At 63.8% G+C, this 19,498-nt stretch carries 16 protein-coding genes; 5 read left to right on the top strand and 11 right to left on the bottom strand.

Annotated elements, in window-relative coordinates:
* Positions 1–20: 20 nt before the first annotated feature.
* The gene (locus tag AC1DX0_RS02995; RefSeq protein WP_477354243.1) at positions 21–2,405 is read right to left on the bottom strand and encodes a thiamine pyrophosphate-dependent enzyme; all 2,385 of its coding nucleotides are present in this window, start codon (positions 2,403–2,405) and stop codon (positions 21–23) included.
* Between the two features lie 139 nt (positions 2,406–2,544).
* The gene (locus AC1DX0_RS03000; RefSeq protein WP_477218711.1) at positions 2,545–3,765 is read right to left on the bottom strand and encodes a mandelate racemase/muconate lactonizing enzyme family protein; all 1,221 of its coding nucleotides are present in this window, start codon (positions 3,763–3,765) and stop codon (positions 2,545–2,547) included.
* 119 nt (positions 3,766–3,884) lie between these two features.
* On the opposite strand from AC1DX0_RS03000, the gene AC1DX0_RS03005 reads away from it, so the two are divergent.
* From AC1DX0_RS03005 to AC1DX0_RS03020, 4 genes are read left to right on the top strand one after another with little or no spacing between them, the layout of a single operon-like run.
* On the top strand, positions 3,885–4,679 hold the full coding sequence (locus tag AC1DX0_RS03005; protein ID WP_477218712.1) for an SDR family NAD(P)-dependent oxidoreductase: 795 nt from the start codon (positions 3,885–3,887) through the stop codon (positions 4,677–4,679).
* Positions 4,680–4,683: 4 nt separating this feature from the next.
* Complete coding sequence (locus AC1DX0_RS03010) at positions 4,684–5,532, top strand: transketolase (protein ID WP_477218713.1); 849 nt, start codon at positions 4,684–4,686, stop codon at positions 5,530–5,532.
* A complete protein-coding gene (locus tag AC1DX0_RS03015) occupies positions 5,529–6,518 on the top strand; it encodes a transketolase family protein (RefSeq protein WP_477218714.1) in 990 nt (329 codons plus the stop codon). Before AC1DX0_RS03010 ends, AC1DX0_RS03015 begins: the two co-directional genes overlap by 4 nt.
* 8 nt (positions 6,519–6,526) lie before the next feature.
* A complete protein-coding gene (locus tag AC1DX0_RS03020; protein ID WP_477218715.1) occupies positions 6,527–7,714 on the top strand; it encodes a mandelate racemase/muconate lactonizing enzyme family protein in 1,188 nt (395 codons plus the stop codon).
* Here the strand turns inward: AC1DX0_RS03020 and AC1DX0_RS03025 are convergent, their stop codons facing one another.
* The 7 genes from AC1DX0_RS03025 to AC1DX0_RS03055 all read right to left on the bottom strand — a co-directional run bounded on the left by AC1DX0_RS03025 (position 7,715) and on the right by AC1DX0_RS03055 (position 14,944).
* Complete coding sequence (locus AC1DX0_RS03025; protein WP_477218716.1) at positions 7,715–8,746, bottom strand: substrate-binding domain-containing protein; 1,032 nt, start codon at positions 8,744–8,746, stop codon at positions 7,715–7,717. It abuts the gene before it with no gap.
* Positions 8,747–8,931: 185 nt separating this feature from the next.
* Complete coding sequence (locus AC1DX0_RS03030; protein WP_477218717.1) at positions 8,932–9,831, bottom strand: aldose 1-epimerase; 900 nt, start codon at positions 9,829–9,831, stop codon at positions 8,932–8,934.
* Positions 9,815–10,411, bottom strand: coding sequence for an SDR family oxidoreductase (locus tag AC1DX0_RS03035; RefSeq protein WP_477218718.1), 597 nt, complete (start codon positions 10,409–10,411; stop codon positions 9,815–9,817). The genes AC1DX0_RS03030 and AC1DX0_RS03035 overlap by 17 nt, the downstream gene beginning before the upstream one ends.
* A complete protein-coding gene (locus AC1DX0_RS03040; protein ID WP_477218719.1) occupies positions 10,408–11,187 on the bottom strand; it encodes an SDR family NAD(P)-dependent oxidoreductase in 780 nt (259 codons plus the stop codon). The genes AC1DX0_RS03035 and AC1DX0_RS03040 overlap by 4 nt, the downstream gene beginning before the upstream one ends.
* An 84-nt stretch (positions 11,188–11,271) precedes the next feature.
* On the bottom strand, positions 11,272–12,267 hold the full coding sequence (locus AC1DX0_RS03045) for an ABC transporter permease (protein WP_477354237.1): 996 nt from the start codon (positions 12,265–12,267) through the stop codon (positions 11,272–11,274).
* A 60-nt stretch (positions 12,268–12,327) separates the two neighbouring features.
* Positions 12,328–13,866, bottom strand: a complete 1,539-nt coding sequence (locus AC1DX0_RS03050; protein ID WP_477219103.1) for a sugar ABC transporter ATP-binding protein — start codon at positions 13,864–13,866, stop codon at positions 12,328–12,330.
* 115 nt (positions 13,867–13,981) lie between these two features.
* Complete coding sequence (locus AC1DX0_RS03055; RefSeq protein WP_477218720.1) at positions 13,982–14,944, bottom strand: sugar-binding protein; 963 nt, start codon at positions 14,942–14,944, stop codon at positions 13,982–13,984.
* Between the two features lie 602 nt (positions 14,945–15,546).
* Between AC1DX0_RS03055 and AC1DX0_RS03060 the strand changes: the two genes are divergently transcribed.
* A complete protein-coding gene (locus AC1DX0_RS03060; RefSeq protein WP_477218721.1) occupies positions 15,547–16,665 on the top strand; it encodes a LacI family DNA-binding transcriptional regulator in 1,119 nt (372 codons plus the stop codon).
* Between the two features lie 39 nt (positions 16,666–16,704).
* Here AC1DX0_RS03060 and AC1DX0_RS03065 read toward each other — a convergent pair whose 3' ends face one another.
* Positions 16,705–18,051 (bottom strand): MFS transporter, encoded by a 1,347-nt coding sequence (locus AC1DX0_RS03065; protein ID WP_477219104.1) that lies wholly within the window; start codon positions 18,049–18,051, stop codon positions 16,705–16,707.
* A gap of 328 nt (positions 18,052–18,379) precedes the next feature.
* On the bottom strand, positions 18,380–19,498 hold a 1,119-nt coding region (locus AC1DX0_RS03070), incomplete at its 5' end, for a DUF3387 domain-containing protein (RefSeq protein ID WP_477354240.1).

A 19,498-nucleotide genomic window follows, 5' to 3' on the forward strand; every position in this document is an offset into this window, starting at 1 on the left:
AATTTGATGGGTACGGATGGTTATTTCTTGATGCCGCCGATGCGGCCGCCCATCGGCACCACGGCGCCAACCGGCTGATCGATGGCGCTGAGTGTTCCGCTGATGGGCGCTTCGATTTCGACAACGGCCTTGTCGGTCTCGATCTCGGCGATCAGTTCGCCTTCCCTGACCGCATCGCCGACCGCCTTCAGCCATTTGATGACGGTGCCTTCGCTGACGGTGAGATCGCCAAACGGCATTGTTATCGGCTCGTCGTCACCGGGAGCGGCAACCGCTGGCGCGACGGGCTGCGGCTTGGCGGCAACAGGCGCAGGGTTAGCCGGCGCAGCACTTTTCAGGCCGACCGTGTACCAGTGATCCGGCACCGGCGGCTTGCCGGCAATGACATCGCGCACGCCCTGGACAATGCGGGCGGTGTCGACCAGCATGGCGCGCTCCAGCACCGGCGCGAAGGGATGCGAGGTTGGCSCCGTGTGCAGCCTGCCAGGGGGCGCGTCGAGTTCGTCGAAGGCGAGCTCGTTGATGGCTTGCGCGATCTCACCGCCAAGGCCGCACATCGCCCAGGCCTCATCGACGACGAGCAAGCGATGGGTTTTCCTGACGCTGGCGACAATCGAGTCGATGTCGAGCGGCATGATGGTGCGTGGGTCGATCACCTCTGCTTCGACGCCTTCGGCCGCCAGCGTCTCGGCAGCCTCCAGCGCGCGCTGCACCATCTGGCCGGCGGCAACGATGGTGATGTCGGAGCCGGCCCGCGCGATGCGGGCGACGCCGAACGGCACATAGTGTTCGCCTACCGGCACCTCGCCCTTGGAGGCGAACAGCGCCTTGGGTTCCAGCATGATGACCGGATCGCCAGCCCTCAGCGCCGTCTTCATCAACCCCTTGGCATCGGCCGGGGTCGAAGGCACGCAGACGATGAGGCCCGGCATGTGGGCAAAAACCGGGTGATAAATGCCGCTGTGATGCGGGCCGGAGGAGCGCAAAGCGCCGGCGCCGACGCGCACCACCATCGGCGCGCTCATCAGGCCGCTGGTCATGTAGCGCAGCTTGGCCGCCTGTAAAAAGATCTGCCCGGCGGTTTCGAAAGCAAAGTCGGCGAACATCAGGTCCGAGACGGTGCGGGCGCCGGTGGCCGAAGCGCCGACGGCGGCAGCGGTAAAACCCTGTTCGGAGATCGGCGTGTCGACCATGCGATCGGCGCCGAATTCCTGCCAGAGATTTTTGGTGTGGGCAAAACTGCCGCCGCGTTCGCCGGTGCCCTCGCCGAAATAGAGGATCGCCGGATTGGCGCGCATCTCCTCGGCGATGCCGTCACGCACCGCCTCGAGCCAGCCTTGCGTGCGCGTCTCGCCGACGGCGCGCGGCTGGATGGCTACAGCCGGATTGATCGGATCGGCAAACACATGCAGGCGCACCGTTGCCGGATCGGGCTCGGGCGAGTTGCGGGCGAAGGCCAGCGCCTCCTCGACCACCTTCTCGATCCGCGTCTCTATTGCCGCGAGCGCTTCCGCATCGGCGATGCCGTAGTCCTCGATCAGCTTCTTGCGGAACATGTCGATCGGATCGCGCTTGATCCAGGCGTCGAGTTCTTCCTGCGTGCGGTAAGTGCCGATGACCGGATCGCCTTCGTGGTGGCCGACCGTGCGATAGGTCTTGGCCTCGATCAGCGTCGGCCCCTTGCCGGAACGGGCGTGCTCGGTGGCCTCCTTCATCGCCAGCCAGACGGCGAACACGTCATTGCCGTCGACAGCAACGCCAGGCATGCCGTAGGAGGCGGCCTTGGTGGCGATTTCGGGATTGAGCGTGATGGATTTCAATGGGGTAGCGGTGGCGTAGAGGTTGTTCTCGCAGACGAAAACTGCGGGCGCCCGCTGCACGGCGGCGAAGTTGAGCGCCTCGTGGAAGCCGCCATGGTTGGCGGCGCCGTCGCCGAAGAAAGCGACGCCGATATCGTCCCGCCCCTGCTGTCGGGCGCTCATGCCGATGCCGACGGCATGGCCGATGCCGGCGGCGACGATGCCGTTGGTGCCGAACAGGCCGACCGAGCGGTCGTAAAGATGCATGGTGCCGCCGCGGCCGCCGCAAATGCCCTCAACTTTGCCGAACAGTTCGGCCATCACCCGGCCCGGATTGGCGCCCTTGGCCAAAGCGTGGCCATGGCCGCGATGGGTTGATGTGACCCAGTCGGTTGGCCTGAGATGCGCGCAGACACCGACGCCGGTTGCCTCCTCGCCGATATAGAGATGCAGGAAGCCTGGCGTTTCGCCTTTGCGGCACGCGATCTGGGCAGTGCTTTCGAAGCGGCGCAACAGCACCATGCGTTCGAACAGATCGAGCAGGGTCTTCCGGTCGGGGAGGTTTGGCGCACCCCTGGACTCCTCGCGTGTGCGCGCCACAGACATTGCCACCAAAGCCTCCCTGAATGCGTCTGACGCCGGGCGGCAAAGCGCCGGCGGCGAGCTTGTTGGCCGCTCGCTTCGGCACATCATAGATTATAATAGCATAATGTCTACTGGCTCTGAAAAGGGGCAGCGCGAGAGGCTAGATTTTGGTGATGCGCACCGTGGCGTCGGGCCGATGAAACAGCTCCGGCCGCAGGCTGAGGCCAAGGCCCGGCCCTTCGAGCGGCGCGACATGGCCATCCTTGACCGGCGGAATGTCGGCAACGATCTCGGTGTACCAGCCGGTGAAATAGGCCCGCACCGCTTCCTGGTAATTAACGTTCGGCAAGGTGGCCGACAGCGCGCAGCTGGCGGCATAGACGATCGGCCCGGTGCAGTCGTGCAAGGTGACCGGCAGTTCGCTGGCCTCGGCCATGTTGGCGATCTTGCGCGCCTCGGAGAGCCCGCCGCACCAGGCGAGGTCGATCATGATAACGCTGGCCGCGCGCTTGTCGATCAGCTGCTTGAACATCTGCCGCGAGGCCAGCCGCTCGCTGGCAGCGATCGGGATCGAGGTGTGGCGGGCAAGTTCGGCCATGGCGTCGAGCTCGTTGTAGCGGATCGGCTCCTCCAGCCAGGCGACGTCGTAGGTTTTCAGCGCCTCGGCGATGCGCAGCACCGGTGGCAAGGTCCATAGCCCGTGCAGCTCGACCATGATTTCCATGTCGCGGCCGACGGCGTCGCGGATCTTCTGGAACGGCTCCAGCGCCTTGTCGAGATCGGCAAGCGAGATGCGGGTGCCGTTCGACGCCTCGGCGGCGATGTCGAACGGCCATATCTTCATTGCGCCGATGCCTTCCGATTTCAGGCTTCTGGCAAGGTCGCCGGCATTGTAGCGCCAGGCGAGCAGGTCCTCATAAGGGCCTTCGTTGGAATCGCTAGGCTTGAGCGACCAGTCCTCGCCGCGCTCGAACAGCGCGTTCTTCTTGGTGGCACGCACGTGTTTGTAGCCGGCGCAGGTGTTGTAGATCGGCACGGTCTTGTGGGTGCGCCCGCCAAGCAGCCGCCAGACCGGCTCGCCGAGCGCCTGGCCATAGATATCCCACAGCGCGACGTTGACGGCGGAATTGCCACGCACCTCGGCGCCGGAATCCCGCGCGCCGACATAGACGCTGCCCAGCGTGCGGTCATGCAGCTCGATGTCGCGCGGATCCTTGCCCAGGAGATAGGACGCGACATTGTCGTGGATGTAGGCGGCAACAGGCCCCGGCGCCCAAAATGTCTCGCCGGTGCCGATGAGGCCGGCATCGGTGTGGACGCGTAGCCAGAACAGGAACGGGAACTCGGCCAGTTGCAGCGTTTCGAGCGCGACGACTTTCATCTTTTTTCTCCCCATTGCAGCGGACCGCACGGTCGATGGGACAATAGCACATCGGCGTTGACAGCCATTTATGGTACCGGTATCAATTCCGTCAAGATGGTCACCGGGAGGGTGTTCGCTTGCCTGCCGAAAATCAAAACACCATACCAAGGAGAGCCCTGGTCACCGGCGCCGCGGGTGGCCTTGGCCGCGAGGTGGCGATCCAGTTGGCCCGGCGCGGCTGCGTCGTCGCGGTGACGGATATCAATGGCGAGGGGCTTGCCGAGACTGCCAGGCAGATCGGCGAAACCGGAGCGGAGAACGAAAGCATCATCAGCGATTTCACTGGGGAAGGCGCGCCGGAAGCGGCGGTTGAAAAAGTCGTCGCGCGATGGGGCGGCATCGACATCCTGGTCAACAATGCCGGTTATGGCGTGATCGAGCCGTTTCTCGACGCCACCTTCAAGGCCTGGACCCGCACCTTGGCGCTCAATGTCACCGCGCTTGCCATGGCCTGCAAGGCGGCGGGACGGGTCATGCGCGACCAGCGCTCGGGTCGCATCATCAACATCACCTCGCCCGGCTCGCGCATGGCGCTGCCCGATTACACCGCCTACACGGCGAGCAAGGCCGGAGTCGATTCCATCACCCGCGCCGCCGCCGTGGCGCTGGCGCCTTATGGCGTGCTGGTCAACAGCCTGGCGCCCGGCATGATGGACACCGAGATGCAGCGCTCGACCGAGGCCGATCTTGCCCGCGCCAACGGCCGCAACGATCTGCAAACGTTCCTCGACGAGCGCACGCGCCGCATCCCGCTCGGCCGCCGCGCCGAGATTTCCGAGGTGGCCGAAGCCGTCATCTGGCTCTGCCTCGACGCGCCGAAATACATGACCGCCGAGCGGCTCAACATGTCGGGCGGGCTCGACAAGGACTGATCCGATGCTGCGAAATTCTCCACCCGGCAGTGCCGATATCGACGCGCTCGAACGCAAGGCAACGCAGTTGCGCCGCCATATGCTCACCATGGCGCGCGGTCAGGGCCAGGGCTATATCGGCCAGGGCCTCGGCATCGCCGATGCGCTGGCAGCACTCTATTTCCACGAGTTGCGCTATGACCCGCACAATCTGGCGTGGCCCGATCGCGACCGTTTCCTGCTCTCGACCGGACACTATTCGATCGCGCTGTGGGCGGCGCTGGCCGAAGCCGGCATCATCCCGGTCGAGGAACTCATCACCTATGGCGCCGACAACAGCCGGCTGGAAATGTCGACGCTCGACACCACGCCCGGCGTCGAAATGATCGGCGGTTCGCTCGGCCATGGCCTCGGGCAAGGCGTCGGCCAGGCGCTGGGCCTGCGCCTCGACAAATCCGACGCACGCGTCTTCGTCGAGTTGTCGGACGGCGAAATGCAGGAGGGATCGACCTGGGAAGCGGCGATGTCGGCCAGCCATTTCAAGCTCGACGGGCTGGTGGCGTTGATCGACTGCAACGGCATCCAGGCCGACGGGCCCGTGGTGCTCGACATGGAGCCGGTGGCTGACAAATGGCGCGCCTTCGGTTGGCAGACAGCGGAGATTGACGGCAACGACATGACAGCGGTGATCAGTGCATTGGCGGATGCAAGAGACCGCAACGGCAAGCCGAAGGCGATCGTGCTGCGCACACTGCCCGGCAAGGGCGTGCCGCGTATCGAAACCTCTGAGAAATCGCACTTCTTCCGCATCGACGTGACGCAATGGGACGGCATCATCGCCGAATTCGAGAAGACCGTGGGAGCAGCCCAATGAGCGGCGCGGCAATGGAGGCCGGTCGCACGCTGGCCATGGGCCAGGACGAAGCCATTGGCGGCGGACGGCAAAGCGTGGAGGCTCCCTTTGGCAAGGCGCTGGCAAGGCTCGGCCAAAGCCGGCCAGATATTGTCGGGCTAACCGCCGATCTCGGCAAATACACCGACATCTTGCCGTTCCGCGATGCTTTCCCCGAGCGCTTCTTCAATGTCGGCATGGCCGAGCAGAACCTCGTCGCCGTCGCCGCCGGCCTGGCGCGCACCGGCAATGTGCCGTTCGCCACCACCTACGGCGTGTTCGCGACGCGGCGCGCCTATGATTTCGTCGCCATCGCGCTTGCCCACTCCAACCTCGACGTCAAGATCGTCGCCGGACTGCCCGGCCTGACGACCGGCTATGGCGGCACGCATCAGGCGATCGAGGACCTGGCGCTGATGCGCATGATCCCCGGCCTGACCATCATCGATCCCTGTGATGCCACCGAAATCGATGCCGCGACGGCAGCGATCGCCGAGCATCGAGGACCGGTCTACATGCGGCTGCTGCGCGGCAGCGTGCCTGTCGTGTTCGAACCCGGCTACATCTTCGAAATTGGCAAGGCGCGCCGCCTTCGCGACGGTTCGGATGTCGGCATCATCTCTACCGGCTTCATGACCGAGCGGGCGCTGGACGCGGCCGACGCCTTGCGCAAACAGGGTATCTCCGTCGGCGCGCTGCATGTGCCGACCATCAAGCCGTTCGATGCCGAAGCGGTGGCCGCGTTTGCCGGCTCAGTTGGCCGTATTGTCACGGCGGAAAACCATGTCGTGGTCGGTGGATTGGCGAGCCTCGTCGTCGAGACCTTGTTCGATGCCGGCATTGCGAAGACAGTGACGCGCATCGGCCTGCCCGACCGTTACATCGAGTGTGGTGCGGTGCCGACCTTGCAAGCGAAATACGGCCTGACCACCGAGGCCGTCATCGCGACGATCGCTGCGCTGAGTTAGGGTTCCGCATGAAGATCACCGAGATCGAGACCTTTGCCGTCGGCGCCGGCTGGAAGAACTGGCTGTTCGTCAAAGTCCACACCGACAAGGGTATCCACGGTGTCGGCGAAGGCACGCTGAACGGCTTCATCAAGACCACCGAAGCCGGCGTGCATGAGCTCAAGCATCTCGCCATCGGCCAGGATCCGCGCCACATCAACGCGCTGGCAAAACGCATGCTGGACAGCGTTTCGCTCGATGGCGGCCATATCCACCGCACGGTGATCGCGGCGACCGAGGTCGCCTGCTGGGACATTTTGGGCAAGAGCCTCGGCGTGCCGATCCACCAACTGCTCGGCGGCCAAATGCGCGACAGCGTGCTCGGCTACGCCAATGGCTGGTACCGCACCGAGCGTACGCCCGAAGCCTTTCTCGAAGCCGCCAGGGCAGTATTGGCCAAAGGCTTCAAGGCGTTTAAGCTCGACCCGTTCGGCACCGCGCAAGGTTTCATTTCGCGCGAGGAGCTGGACCTGTCCTATGCGATCTGCCGGATGCTGCGCGACAAGCTGCCGAAGGACACGCTGATCCTGATCGACGTGCATGCGCGCTTCACCGAGATCGCGGCGCTGCAGGCGGCGCAGAAATTCGCCGATCTGGATATCTACTGGTGGGAGGAGCCGACCTCGCGCGACCGGCAGGAGACCGTGCACGAAGTGGCGCATCGCTCGCCGATCCCGGTGGCGACCGGCGAAATGTACGACACGGTCGGCCAGTTCTACGCGCTGGCTGCGGGCGGCGGCGTCAACATCTTCCAACCCGAGCCGATGTCGCTCGGCGGCATTGCGCCGTCGATGCAGGTGGCCAATCTGGCGCTCGCGCATGGCAGCCACATCGCCCCGCATCAGAGCGGCGGCCCGGTGGCGACGGCGGTGTGCCTGCAGTTGGCGGCGGCAGTGCCGAACTTCCTCATCCAGGAACATTTCGACGCCTTCAACGACCCGTGGACACGCGAGCTGGTGACCTGGCACCCAACGATCGATGCGAAGAACGGCCATCTGTCGCTGCCTGACGCGCCAGGGCTCGGCATCGACCTCAACATCGATGCGATCAAGGATCATCCCTATGATCCCAATGCCTATCTCAACGTCCATGCCGAAGGCTGGGAGAAACGCCTCGGCCGGCGTGAAGAGACGGCGAAACCGAAGCGAAAAAGCTGATCACGCGCTTTCGCGGTCGACGATCTCGAAACCGAGGCTGGTGATGGTTGGCACCTTGGTGTCGCCGCCTAGCCTTGCCAGCAATTGCCGCACCGCGCGCCGGCCCATCTCGTAGCGGTTGACCTTGACCGTGGTCAGCGGCGGATAGAGCTGGGCTGCCAGATCCATATCGCCATAGCCGGCAATGGCGATCTTGCTCGGCACCGCCCAGCGCCGACGGTGGCACTCCTGCACGGCGCCGACGGCCAGCGTATCGCTGGAAAAGAAGATGGCGTCGATGTCCCTATGGCGGGAGGTCAGCGTCACCAGCGCCTCGGCGCCGCCCTGCGCGGTGATCGGCACCTCGACCTCCATGTCGGCATGGTTCTTGATGCCGAGTTCGGTGAGTGCGGCGTGATAGCCGGTGCGGCGCTGCTGCAAGCGGTCATTGCCGTGGACCGGCGTCGAGACGAAGCCGATACGCTTGTAGCCCTTGGCCGCCAGATGCATGGTCATGGCGTAGGCGGTCTCGAAATTGGAGACGCCGACCACCATGTCGATCGGCTTGCGGCCCTTGATTTCGGAGATTTCGACCACCGGTGCGCCGCTGCTTTTCAGGAGCGCGCGCGCCGTCTCGCTTTGCACGAAACTCTGCAGGATCATGCCGACCGGGCGCCAGCCAAGCAAATTGCGAATCGATTTCTCCTCGGCTTCCTGCGTGAACTCGCCTTGCACCAGAAGCATCGAATAGCCGCTCTCATGGCATTCGTCGGACATGCCTTGCACCTGTTCGGCGATGCCCGAATTGATCAGCGGCGGCACCACGGTGCCGATCATGCGGCCGTGGCCGCGCATGCTGGAGGCCAGCCGGTTGGGCACGAAGCCGGCCTGCTCGATGGCCTCCAGCACCTTGGCGCGCGTTTCCGGCGAGACCATGTCGGGATTGGACAGTGCGCGCGATACCGTCATCGGCGCCACGCCGACACGCTTGGCGATCTCGCGGACGCCAAGGCGTCGCGGCTTCTTCTCGCCCGCCGGCGGCTTGTCGATCATCACCCTGCTCCAAGAGGCGCGATCCAGCAAAGCAGTATCCTGCCTATCGCGTCGCCACTTCATAGCGGTTGTGGCGGACAGTTTCCAGCAACCGGCCCAGCCAACGCATGATCAAGAATTTTCGCCATTGCGCGGAAGCGCTGGGCTGTCCTTCGAGCCCAACAGGGTCGCGTGGCGCGGCTTCTTCAGGTCCCGAGCGCGAAGGGCGTGAACGCGACCGTGCCGGCAGCACTTTCGCCTGGGGCGAGCACGATCACGCCTTCTTCCGGATCGTCCCATCGGCCCCGGTTGAACGCACCCGAGGCGTTGGTCTGCGGCTCGACGCAGAAATATGACTTGGTGGGATCGGCGTAGAGCATCAGGTGCTTGAAACCCGCATCACCCTTGATGCGCAGCCCCGCGCCGCGTGCCGGAAAGCGGAGCGTCGCTTCACCGCCCCACCCGCCATAGTCATTGTTGCGCCAGCCGCCCGGCAAAGGCCGGTGCTCGGCAAAATCGAGTTCGGGTGGCAGCGTGATCGGATCGCCCGCAATGCCATCGGGCTCTTCAAGGTAGAAGCGCCTGGCCCTGAACTGCAATGTCACGTCGGGATCGCGATCGAACCAGGGATGCAGGCCAAAACCGAACGGCATGGCAACCGCCCCGGTGTTGGTCAGTGTCATGGTCACACGCAACCCCTCATCGGAGACCGTGAAAGTCTGCGTCGCGTGGTACGAATAGGGCTCGGCTCCGGCAGCAATGTCCAGCGACAGCGTGGCGTTGGCAGTTGCGGCCTCGGTGACCATCCAGGCGTGTTGCCAACCACTGCCATGAACGTTGAATTTTTCGGGTGGATTGTTGGGTTGCACCAGCCAGCTTTTTCCCCCGAAGTCGAAGGCGTTTCCGGTGATGCGGTTGGCATAGGGCGTCATCGGGAACATGGCGACGCCAAGCACATTGCCGGCCTCGCGATCGTCGTCCGAGAGCTGGCGCATGAGATCGATGCCGCGCCAGCGCAGCGAACTCACGGAGCCGCCGATTTGCGGCACCAGCCCGACTTCGAGTGCTCCCGATCGGATGTTCACCAGTTCAGAAATTGCGCCCATAGCCTGCCATCCATCCACCGTCGACGCCCAGCATCTGGCCCGTCGTGTAGGTGTTGAGTGGATCGCAGAAGAACAGCACGGCCGCAACCGCTTCCTCGATGTTGCCTGAGCGGCCGACCGGTGTGTGGCTGAGCATCGCCTTGTCGCCTGACACCATGGTCTCATCCTCGACCGCCCCTACGCCGACGGCATTGACCAGCACCTTCGGGCCGAACTCCATGGCCAGCGTGCGCATGCCGGCGAGAATCGAGGCGTTTTCCATGGAAAAGCGCGGGTGGCGGCGCATCGGCATGCCGGCGGTAGCCGACAGCAGGAAGACGATGCGTCCGCTGCCGCGCTCTGTCATGGCCACCGCCATCTTGCGCGCATCGGCGTAGAAGGATCTCGGATCTCCGGCCGCATTTCCCGGCCGCAACGGACAGGACATCAGCAGGATATCGGCAGCGCGTGCGTCGGAGCCCTCGACAAGAATCCCGCCATTGGCCTGCAACGCCGTGATCGCTGCTTCGGCGACCGGGTTGCTGTCGCCATCTAGCGCCACCGCGGCACCGTTGAGGTCGATTTCCATGGCGTCGCTCACATCATGTATCCCGCCGTCCAGCCGCCATCGACGGCCAGCACCTGGCCATTGACATAGCTGGCGGCCGGCGAGGCCAGGAACAGCACCGCCTCGGCGATTTCCTGCGGCTCAGCCGGCCGGCCGAGCGGCACATGGGCCAAGAATTCCTGGGTGCGGCCGGCGAACTTGCCGTCCTCGCCATAAAACAACTTGGCGGTCAGCGCCGTCATCACCGACCCCGGGGCAATAGCGTTGGTCAGGATGCCCTTGGCGCCGAGTTCAATCGCCATCGATCGCGTCAGATGGATGATGCCGGCCTTGGCGGCGACGAACGGGCTCTGCAGGCGCATGGCGGCAAGCCCGACCACCGAGGCGATGTTGACGATCCGTCCGCCCTTGCCGGCGGCGAGCATGGGCCCAAGTGCGGCGCGGCTCATGATGTAGAGGCCGTCGAGATCGATGCCGGTGATGCGATCCCATTCCTCGGGAGGGAATTCATCCAATGTGACGCGGTGCGCCAGCGTGTTGACGCCGGCATTGTTGATGAGGATATCGAGGCGGCCGTGCCGTTCCATGATCGCGGCGACCGTGCTGTCGACCGATGCAGGATCACGGATGTCGGTGGTGCAGGCCATGGCGTTGCTTAGCCCGGCCGCGACCTGGCCGGCGCCCTCGCCGTTGATGTCGGCAACGACGACCGCGGCGCCATTGTCGGACAGGCGTCTGGTGATGGAACTGCCTATGGCGCCCGCGGCCCCCGTTACCAGCGCTACCTTGCCTCGCAAATCGCAGCGCATGTCCCGTCCGCCCCCGAACCAATTCGGGTTATGCTATTATAATATTCTCAAGGCGCGGACAAGCAATTGCGCCGCGGCAAGGCGTTATTCCGCTGGCGCTCCAGCGACGTTTTTGCGGGCCGCATCGATCATCAGTCGCCGTGCCCGGAACACGCCCCATTGCTGGTCGACCAGCACGCCGATGAGGATGACGCCGCCCATCACCGCGAAGTTGAGCGAGGACGGGATGCCGAGCAGATTGACSAGGTTCTGCAGTTCCTGCAGCAGCACGGTGCCCAGCACAACGCCGATCAGTGACCCCTCGCCGCCGCGCAGCGAGAAGCCGCCGAGCACGGCYGCGGCAATGGCGTARAGCTCATAGAACTGGCCGTGGCTGGCCGGCGAGATCGAGCGCGTGTACATGGCGAAATAGATCGCCGACAGCGCGGTCAGCACGCCGCAGATGACGTAAGCTGCCATGACGATGCGGCCCGTGCGGATGCCGGAATATTTCGCCGCCTCCTCGTTCTTGCCGATAGCATAGAGATAGCGGCCGAACACCGAGCGGTGCAGCACCACCCACATGACGATGGCAATGACGATCAACGCTATGAAGCTGTTGGGCACGCCATAGGAGCGGCCGGCGGTGAGGAATTCGAGGTCCGGAAAATTCTGGCCGAAGGCAAAACCGGCGGTGCCGTCGCCGGTGTAGAAGCGCGCCACGCCGCGATAGATCAGCAGGCCGCASAGCGTSACSACGAAGGGCTGCAGYTTSAGCCGCGTGATCAGCCAGCCATGCRCCAGGCCGATGATGGCGCCGAGCACCAGGATGAGCACGAAGGCAACCGGCCATCCCATACCACGCACGGCGATGAAGTCGATGAACAGCGTGCCCAGCAGCGCAACCACCGAGCCGACCGAGAGTTCGATGCCGCCGGTGATGATGACGAAGGCCTGGCCGATCGACAGAATGCCGAACAGGCCGATCAGGTTCGAGGTGTTGGCGAGGTTGATCGGCAAGAGGAAGCGCGGATTGATGATGGCGACGATGGCGCCCACCACCAGGATCAGGATCAGCAGGCCGAGATCTTTCTTGCTCATCGTCTTCTCCCCAATGCCTGCCTGAGCAGGTTCCGCGAGACCTGCGGCAAAAACAAAAAACTATTTCGGCTGCTTGCCCACCGCCAGCAGCAGCACGTTTTCCTGGCTGAACTGGTCCTTGTCGAGAATGCCCGAGATCTGGCCCTCATGCATGACGGCGATGCGGTCGGACACGCCGATCACCTCTTCCATGTCGCTTGAGATCATCAGCACGGCGACGCCAGCATCGGCCAGCGCACGCATCAGCCCGTAGATTTCCGCCTTGGCGCCGATATCGATGCCGCGCGTCGGCTCGTCGAGGATCATCACTTTCGGGTTCATGGCCAGCCACTTGCCGAGCACGACCTTCTGCTGGTTGCCGCCCGACAGCGTGCCGGTGCGTGTCTGCACCGAAGGCGCCTTGATGCCGAGATCTTTTTTCTGCTTTTCCGCGGTGGCGGTCTCCGCACTTGCGGACACCAGCGAACGCTTGGCATGCGCCGGCAAATTGGGCAGCGAAATGTTCTGGGCGATCGACAAATCGAGCAGGATGCCGGTCAGCTTGCGGTCTTCCGGCACCAGGAAAATGCCGTGCGCGACGGCGTCGGCGGCCGAGCCCAGCACAAGCGGCTTGCCGTCGAGCTCGAGCGTGCCGCCAAGGCTGGCGTCGATGCCGAAGAACACGCGCGCCAGTTCGGTGCGGCCGGAGCCGACCAGGCCGGCAAGGCCGAGAATCTCGCCGCGCCTGACGTCAAGGTCGACCGGCCGGCTGGGATAGGTGGGGGTGCGGATGGCCTTGGCCGCGAGTGCCGTGGCGCCCGGCGCCCGCGCGGCCTCGGAGGCCTTTTCGCGCTCCTTCAGCATGCGGCCGATCATCAGYTTGACCATCTGGTCGTGGCCGATGTCGCGCTTGCCCAGTGTGCCGGCCAGCATGCCGTCGCGCAGCACGACGACACGGTCGGCGACGCGCTCGACCTCGTGCAGGCGGTGCGAAATGAAGATGACGCTGATGCCGTCGGCCTTCAGTGCCTTGATGACGTCGAGCAATTTGTCGGTCTCGGCGAGCGGCAGGCTGGATGTCGGCTCGTCGAGAATGACCAGCCGTGCCTTGATCGACAGCGCCTTGGCGATCTCGACCATCTGCTGCTGGGCGAGCGACAGGTCGGCAACCTGCGCGTCGGCAGTGAAATTGGCGCCGACCCGCTTCAACAGCGGCGCCACCATCTCCCGCAGCTTCGTGCGGTCGACAAGCCTGAGCGGCCCGGCGCGCAACGGTTCGCGGCCGAAGAAGATGTTGGCGGCGACATCGAGATTGTCGAACAGATTGAGTTCCTGGTGGACGAAGGCGATGCCGGATCCGAGGCTGCCTTCGACGCTCAGGCCCTTGTGGGCGGTGCCGTCGACCGTGATCGTGCCGGTGTCCGGCGTGGTGACGCCGCCAAGGATCTTCATCAAGGTCGACTTGCCGGCGCCGTTCTCACCGACGAGGCCGATGACCTCGCCCGGTCTCACCTCCATCGAAAAACCATCGAGCGCGACAACACCCGGATAGGTCTTGCGCACGTTCTCAAGGCTGAGAAACGGTGTGGTCGTGGCTATGGATGTGTCGGAATAATTCATCATGCCTGACAGCGATTGGCGAGCCGACCTCTCGGTAGACTGACGATCCCAGCGGTCTTCGTCAATGCGCGCAGCCGGCTCAAGCAAAGTTGAGCCGGCTGAACTGCTTTCGATGTTAGTTTCCAGACATCGCCTTCAGATTGGCGGCGTAGGCGTCGACGTCATCCTTGCCGATGATCTTGGTCGGGATGATGATGAGGTTGCCGGCCGGGATGCCCGACTTGTCGCCCTTGAGATATGCGGCCATCAGCTTCATGCCCTGATAGGCCCATTCGAAGGGCTGCTGCACGACGGTGGCGGCAATGGTGCCTTCCTTGACGCCGCCCAGCGTGATCGGATCGTCATCGAAACCGACGACCGTGATCGAGCCGAGCTTGCCGGCATCGCGCAGCGCTTCATAGATGCGCGGCGTGTTGTAGGAGTAGAAGCCGACCATGCAGGTGACGTCGGGGCTGGCGACCAGCGCGTCCTCGACGTTCTTCTTGGCGCGCGCCTGGTCGATATCGTCGCCGCGTACGTCGACGAGTTCGATCTTGGTGCCGGCCAGGCCATCCTTCATGCCCTGGATGCGCTCCTTGGCATTGTCGGCGCCGAGCAAGCCGACGAAGCCGAGGCACTTGCCGCCATTCGGCATCGCCTTCTTGGCGATTTCGGCCGCCTGCTTGCCGGCATCGACATTGGACGAGCCGATATAGGCGACGCGCTTGGTCTGCGGGGCGTCACTGTCAGTGGTGAACAGCGCTGTTTCCGAGGCGATCTTGTTCAGGCCATCGGTCGAGGTCTTCGGATCAACCGCCGAGACCATGATGCCCTTGACGCCGGCCGTCACCAGATCGTCCATCAGCCGCTGCTGGATGGCGACCGAGGATTGTTCCGGATATTTGAGCTCGAGCGTATAGTCGGGCAGTTCGCCCTGCGCCTTCTTGACGCCGGCTTCGGCCGCTTTCCAGAAATCGGAAGCGCCGTTGACGACGAAAGCCAGCGTCGGCTTGTCGTCGGCGCGCGCGATGGCTGTCGCCGTCAGGCCGACAGCCAGGGCCGCGGCGGCCACGGATGCATTGCGTATCAAGGACTTCATGTTCAACCTCCCGTTTTGGTCCAGCCTTCGGGCTGACCGGTCTTGCTCACTAGAATTGCCTTGCTCATCTGAGTTTGCCGTTTGCGGCTTGGACGCCCCTCCTCCTCAGGGGTTCCCGGCACTGAAAGAATGGCGTCGTCCAGCCACGATCACGGACTTTAGAGACTCATCCCTCATTCGTAAATAGTCCGATTTGTCTGACATATCACATATCTGCTACAAGGCTCGCGGAGGCAATATCCGCTCACCATCGGACCATTCACGAGCACTCCCGCCGCACCCGGGACCCAGTGGGCTGGGCGCGACGGATTGACGTTACAGCGCATCTTTGTATTAGTAAACAGTATTAGTATTCGCCCGCGCCTGGACAGATCCGCGCGACATCGCAACCGATCTGCCGACGATGGCTTGCTTGCCAGCGCGGCAGTCCAATCCTTGCTATTCCTACCTTTCTGAGTACCCGGAGCCGCTCGACCGATGGATCAACAGCCTGCTAATAGATATAAATTCAGCGACGGTTTCTATAAATCGACGCCACCGCGGCATCTTGTCGGGCCGGCAGGCTGCCGCTAGACAGGCCGGGGATTGGGGACACGGATGCAATGAGCGAGACCAGGGATCCGGCCGTCGAGACCGCGAAGCGCCGCAAGGCGCCGGCAAAGCCCAAGGGGCGGGTCACCATGACCGACATCGCCAGGGCCGCCGGCTGTTCGCAGGCGACCGTTTCCTTCGTGCTCAACAATTCGCCCGGCATCCGGCTGTCGCAGCAGACCCGCGAACGGGTGATCGAGGCCGCAAGAGCGCTGGGCTACAGCGCGCCCGCCTTCTCGGCGCTGCGCAAGCCTGTTGCCGCCTTTGATGGACCCACCTTTGATGGACTCGACGGGGTGATCGGCTTTGCCGTCGACCAGCTGGCGACCAGCCCGGAGGCGGTGGTCGCCATCGAAGGCGCACGCCAGGCTTCGTGGAATGCCGGCAATGTGCTGCTGGTGGCGCAGACCATGGGCGACGCCGTGATGGAGCCGCGCGCCATCCAGGCGCTGACCCGGCGGGGCATTTCGGCGCTGATCTACATGACCATCTTCACCCGCGAGATCACGGCGCCCGACTTCCTCTACAGCCTCGACATTCCGGTGATCCTGCTCAATTGCTATACGGCCGACTACGCTTTTCCCGCCGTGGTGCCTTCCGAGATCGCCGGCGGCCAGAGCTCGACCCGGCATATGATCAGCCACGGCCACCGCCGCATCGCCACCATCACCGGCGAGCCGTGGATGCAGGCCGCGCAGGACCGGCTGAAAGGCTACCGACGCGCGCTCGCCACGGCCGACATCCCCTTCGACGCGGAGCTGGTGGTCGAGGGCGACTGGTCGGCCAGTGCGGGCTATGCCGCGACCGTCAAGCTGTTGGCGCTGAAGGACCGCCCGACGGCGATTTTCTGCCAGAACGACCGCACCGCGATCGGCTGCTACGAAGCGCTGAAGGAAGCCGGCCTGCACATTCCGCAAGACATTTCAGTGGTCGGCTACGACGACGAGGAGATCGCCCGGCATCTGTTCCCGCCGCTGACCACCTCGATCCTGCCGCACATGGCGATGGGCCAATGGGCGATCGAACAGTTGGAGGCGCCGGCGGCGCCCGGGCAGGGGCGCTATCCCATCACCAAGCTGGAATGCCCACTGGTCGAGCGGGAGAGTGTAAGGGCGGTGGCGGGCGGTTGATTGCTACCCACGACCGCTATCGGCCCCTTAACGACAGCGCTAGCTGTCGATGTCGATATCCCTGGTCTCCTGCCCGATCATCAGCGCGATCAGCGTCAGCACGGCCATCGCCGAGAGATAGACGCCGACCCAGAACGGGCTGCCGCCGCCGACGCGCCACAGCGCCACCGCTATGAATGGCGCGACGGCGGCGCCAAGGATCGAGGAGACATTGTAGGAGATGCCCGAGCCCGTATAGCGGACGCTGGCCGGGAACAGTTCCGGCAGCAGGGCGCCCATCGGCCCGAAGGTCATGCCCATGAGGGTGAAGCCGATGATGAGCCAGGCCATGACACCGACGGTGCCGGCCGCCAGCATGGGAACCCAGAGCAAGCCGAAGACGATGATGCCGAGGGTGATCGCGATCAGTGTCCTGCGCCGTCCCCAACGCTCCGCCCACGGACCGGAAACCAGGGTGAAGATGCCGAAGAACACCACGCCGATGATCATCATCAGCACGAAGGTCGTGTAGTCGTAGCCGAGACCCGGAACCGCGCCAGTGGGCGCAGCCCGGCCATAGCTCAGCGAGAAGGTCGTCATCAGGTAGAACAGCACGTAGGTCGCCAGCATGTAGAACGTGCCGAGGATCAGCTGCCGCCAGTGCGTCTTCACCGCTGCCGCCAGCGGCACCTTCTTGACCTCGCCTTTCCGGACCGCGTTCTCGAAGGCAGCGCTTTCCACGAGGCTGAGGCGCACCCACAGGCCGATGGCGACCATGACGATCGAGAACAGGAACGGGATGCGCCATCCCCACGCCAGGAAGGCGAGCGACGGCCGCGACGGATCGTCGGAAGGCAGTGCGGCCGCGATGATCAGGAACAGCCCGTTGGCGATGATGAACCCGATCGGCGCGCCAAGCTGCGGAAACGTGCCATAGATCGCGCGCTTGCCCCTCGGCGCGTTCTCCGTTGCCACCAGGGCCGCACCACTCCATTCGCCGCCGAGCGCGAAGCCCTGCGCCAGCCGCAGCAGGACCAGCAGCGCGGGCGCGAACCAGCCGGCCACCGGATAGGTCGGCAAGAGGCCGATCAGGAACGTCGCGACACCCATGGTGAGCAGCGCGCCGACCAGCGTGATCTTGCGGCCGCGCCTGTCGCCGAGATGGCCAAAAAAGATGGCGCCAAGCGGCCGCGCGATCATCGCCGCGCCGAACACGGCAAAGGAGGCGAGAAGCGCTGTCGTCTCATTGCCCGCCGGGAAGAAGAGATGCGGGAAGACCAGCACCGCTGCCGTGGCGTAGACATAAAAATCGTAGAATTCGATGGTGGTGCCGATCAGGCTCGCCAGGATGACGCGCGAACGCGGATTGGCGGGAACGGCGTTGGCGGACGCTGCGGTGGCTGAGATGGACACTGGGACATACTCCGACGGGGCTGGGTAGCGCCCTCTTCTGCTGTCGATGAGGCTATGGCCGAGTGGGTGGGAACCTCATCAGGATCGATGGGGATCGAAATAGGGGGCGTGTGGATTGTTGGCAATGATGGATGGGCAGACCAGAGGCGGGGAAATGGTCGGCCAGCTTTGTCACGAGCGTTGCGCGCTGGCCGGCCCCTGTTGGGAAGGGTGATATCCGACTACGAAGCGGAAGTGCCCGCTGACCTGCAATGGCGGAAGAGCCGTCTAGTTTAACTGCTCATGATGAGCCGAAAATGGCCGAAAGATGCCATCGTATGGTTTACCCCCAGTCGGCTGCGATTGTCTCCGCCTGTCTGACGACAAGATCCACAGCTGCTTTCTGCAGATCGGGCGGATAACCATACCGAGCCAGCAGCTTTCGCACCTCAATTCGCATTTTTGCCCGGACGCCTTCTTTCCGCGTCCAATCAATCGTCGCTGACGCCCGTATGGTGTGAACAAGCAACTGCGCGAGGGTTCGGAGTGTCTCGTGGGCCATCAGTTCCTTTGCTGATCCGTTGTCCGCCAGTGCCTCGTAGAATGCTATTTCCTCTTCAGTGAGACCTAACTCCCGAGCGCGCGCTGCATTGTCCCGAATTTCGTGGGCGAGTTCGATTAGCTCTTCGATGACCTGCACGCTGTCGACGGCGCGGTTATGGTATCGCCGAAGGGTGTCGTCGAGGCGATCGCTCAGCTTTGTCGATTGGACGATATTCGTTCGGGCATGTGATCTAATTTCGTCAGCAAGCAGTCGGCGAAGGGTCTCAATCGCCAGATTCTGTTGTTTGCTACCGCGTACCTCGGCAAGGAATTCTTCGGAAAAGATTGAAAGGTCGGGCTGGTCTAGTCCCGCAGACTGGAAGACGTCGAGGATCCCATCAGCCATAACCGCTCGCGACAGGAGTTGACGTATGTCGCGCTCGACCGAAATGCGACTGCGGCCGCCACCGGAGGTATACTTCACCAGGTTCGCCCGGAGGGCCGCGATCAACGCGATCTCATTCCGCTTCGCCGTGACCCGCTCGTCACCGGCGCTAATCGCGTAAGCGACCTCAAGCTTCAAAGCGACATCGATGAAGGCGTCGCGGTGCTGGGTCGACAGAAGGTGCTCAAGGCACTGCTTGAGAAGCGTAAGGCGCTGAACAGGACTTGCCCCAAAGAAGGAACGCCACGGTGCACCTTCCAGGAATGCCAAGGAGCTTTCAAGATTTGTAAGCGTCTGCCGAGCAGCCTCGTCGGCGTCCATCCGCACCTGGTCGCGATCGCCCTGGGTGTATTTCGAAAGAGCCGCCTTTAATTCGGCTCCGATACCGAGATAGTCAACGACCAAGCCACCAGGCTTATCACCCCAGACGCGATTGACACGCGCGTTGGCCTGCATGAGGCCATGCCCTTGCAT

The sequence above is a fragment of the Mesorhizobium sp. P3_A9 genome (assembly GCF_056402975.1).

Excerpts from the sequence above, each read along its gene's own strand:
- AC1DX0_RS03060 (WP_477218721.1), top strand. The coding sequence starts at position 15,547 with ATGAGCGAGACCAGGGATCCGGCCGTCGAGACCGCGAAGCGCCGCAAG.
- AC1DX0_RS03040 (WP_477218719.1), bottom strand. The coding sequence starts at position 11,187 with ATGCGCTGCGATTTGCGAGGCAAGGTAGCGCTGGTAACGGGGGCCGCG.
- AC1DX0_RS03025 (WP_477218716.1), bottom strand. The coding sequence starts at position 8,746 with ATGATCGACAAGCCGCCGGCGGGCGAGAAGAAGCCGCGACGCCTTGGC.
- AC1DX0_RS03000 (WP_477218711.1), bottom strand. The coding sequence starts at position 3,765 with ATGAAAGTCGTCGCGCTCGAAACGCTGCAACTGGCCGAGTTCCCGTTC.
- AC1DX0_RS03055 (WP_477218720.1), bottom strand. The coding sequence starts at position 14,944 with ATGAAGTCCTTGATACGCAATGCATCCGTGGCCGCCGCGGCCCTGGCT.
- AC1DX0_RS03020 (WP_477218715.1), top strand. The coding sequence starts at position 6,527 with ATGAAGATCACCGAGATCGAGACCTTTGCCGTCGGCGCCGGCTGGAAG.
- AC1DX0_RS03015 (WP_477218714.1), top strand. The coding sequence starts at position 5,529 with ATGAGCGGCGCGGCAATGGAGGCCGGTCGCACGCTGGCCATGGGCCAG.
- AC1DX0_RS03030 (WP_477218717.1), bottom strand. The coding sequence starts at position 9,831 with ATGGGCGCAATTTCTGAACTGGTGAACATCCGATCGGGAGCACTCGAA.
- AC1DX0_RS03010 (WP_477218713.1), top strand. The coding sequence starts at position 4,684 with ATGCTGCGAAATTCTCCACCCGGCAGTGCCGATATCGACGCGCTCGAA.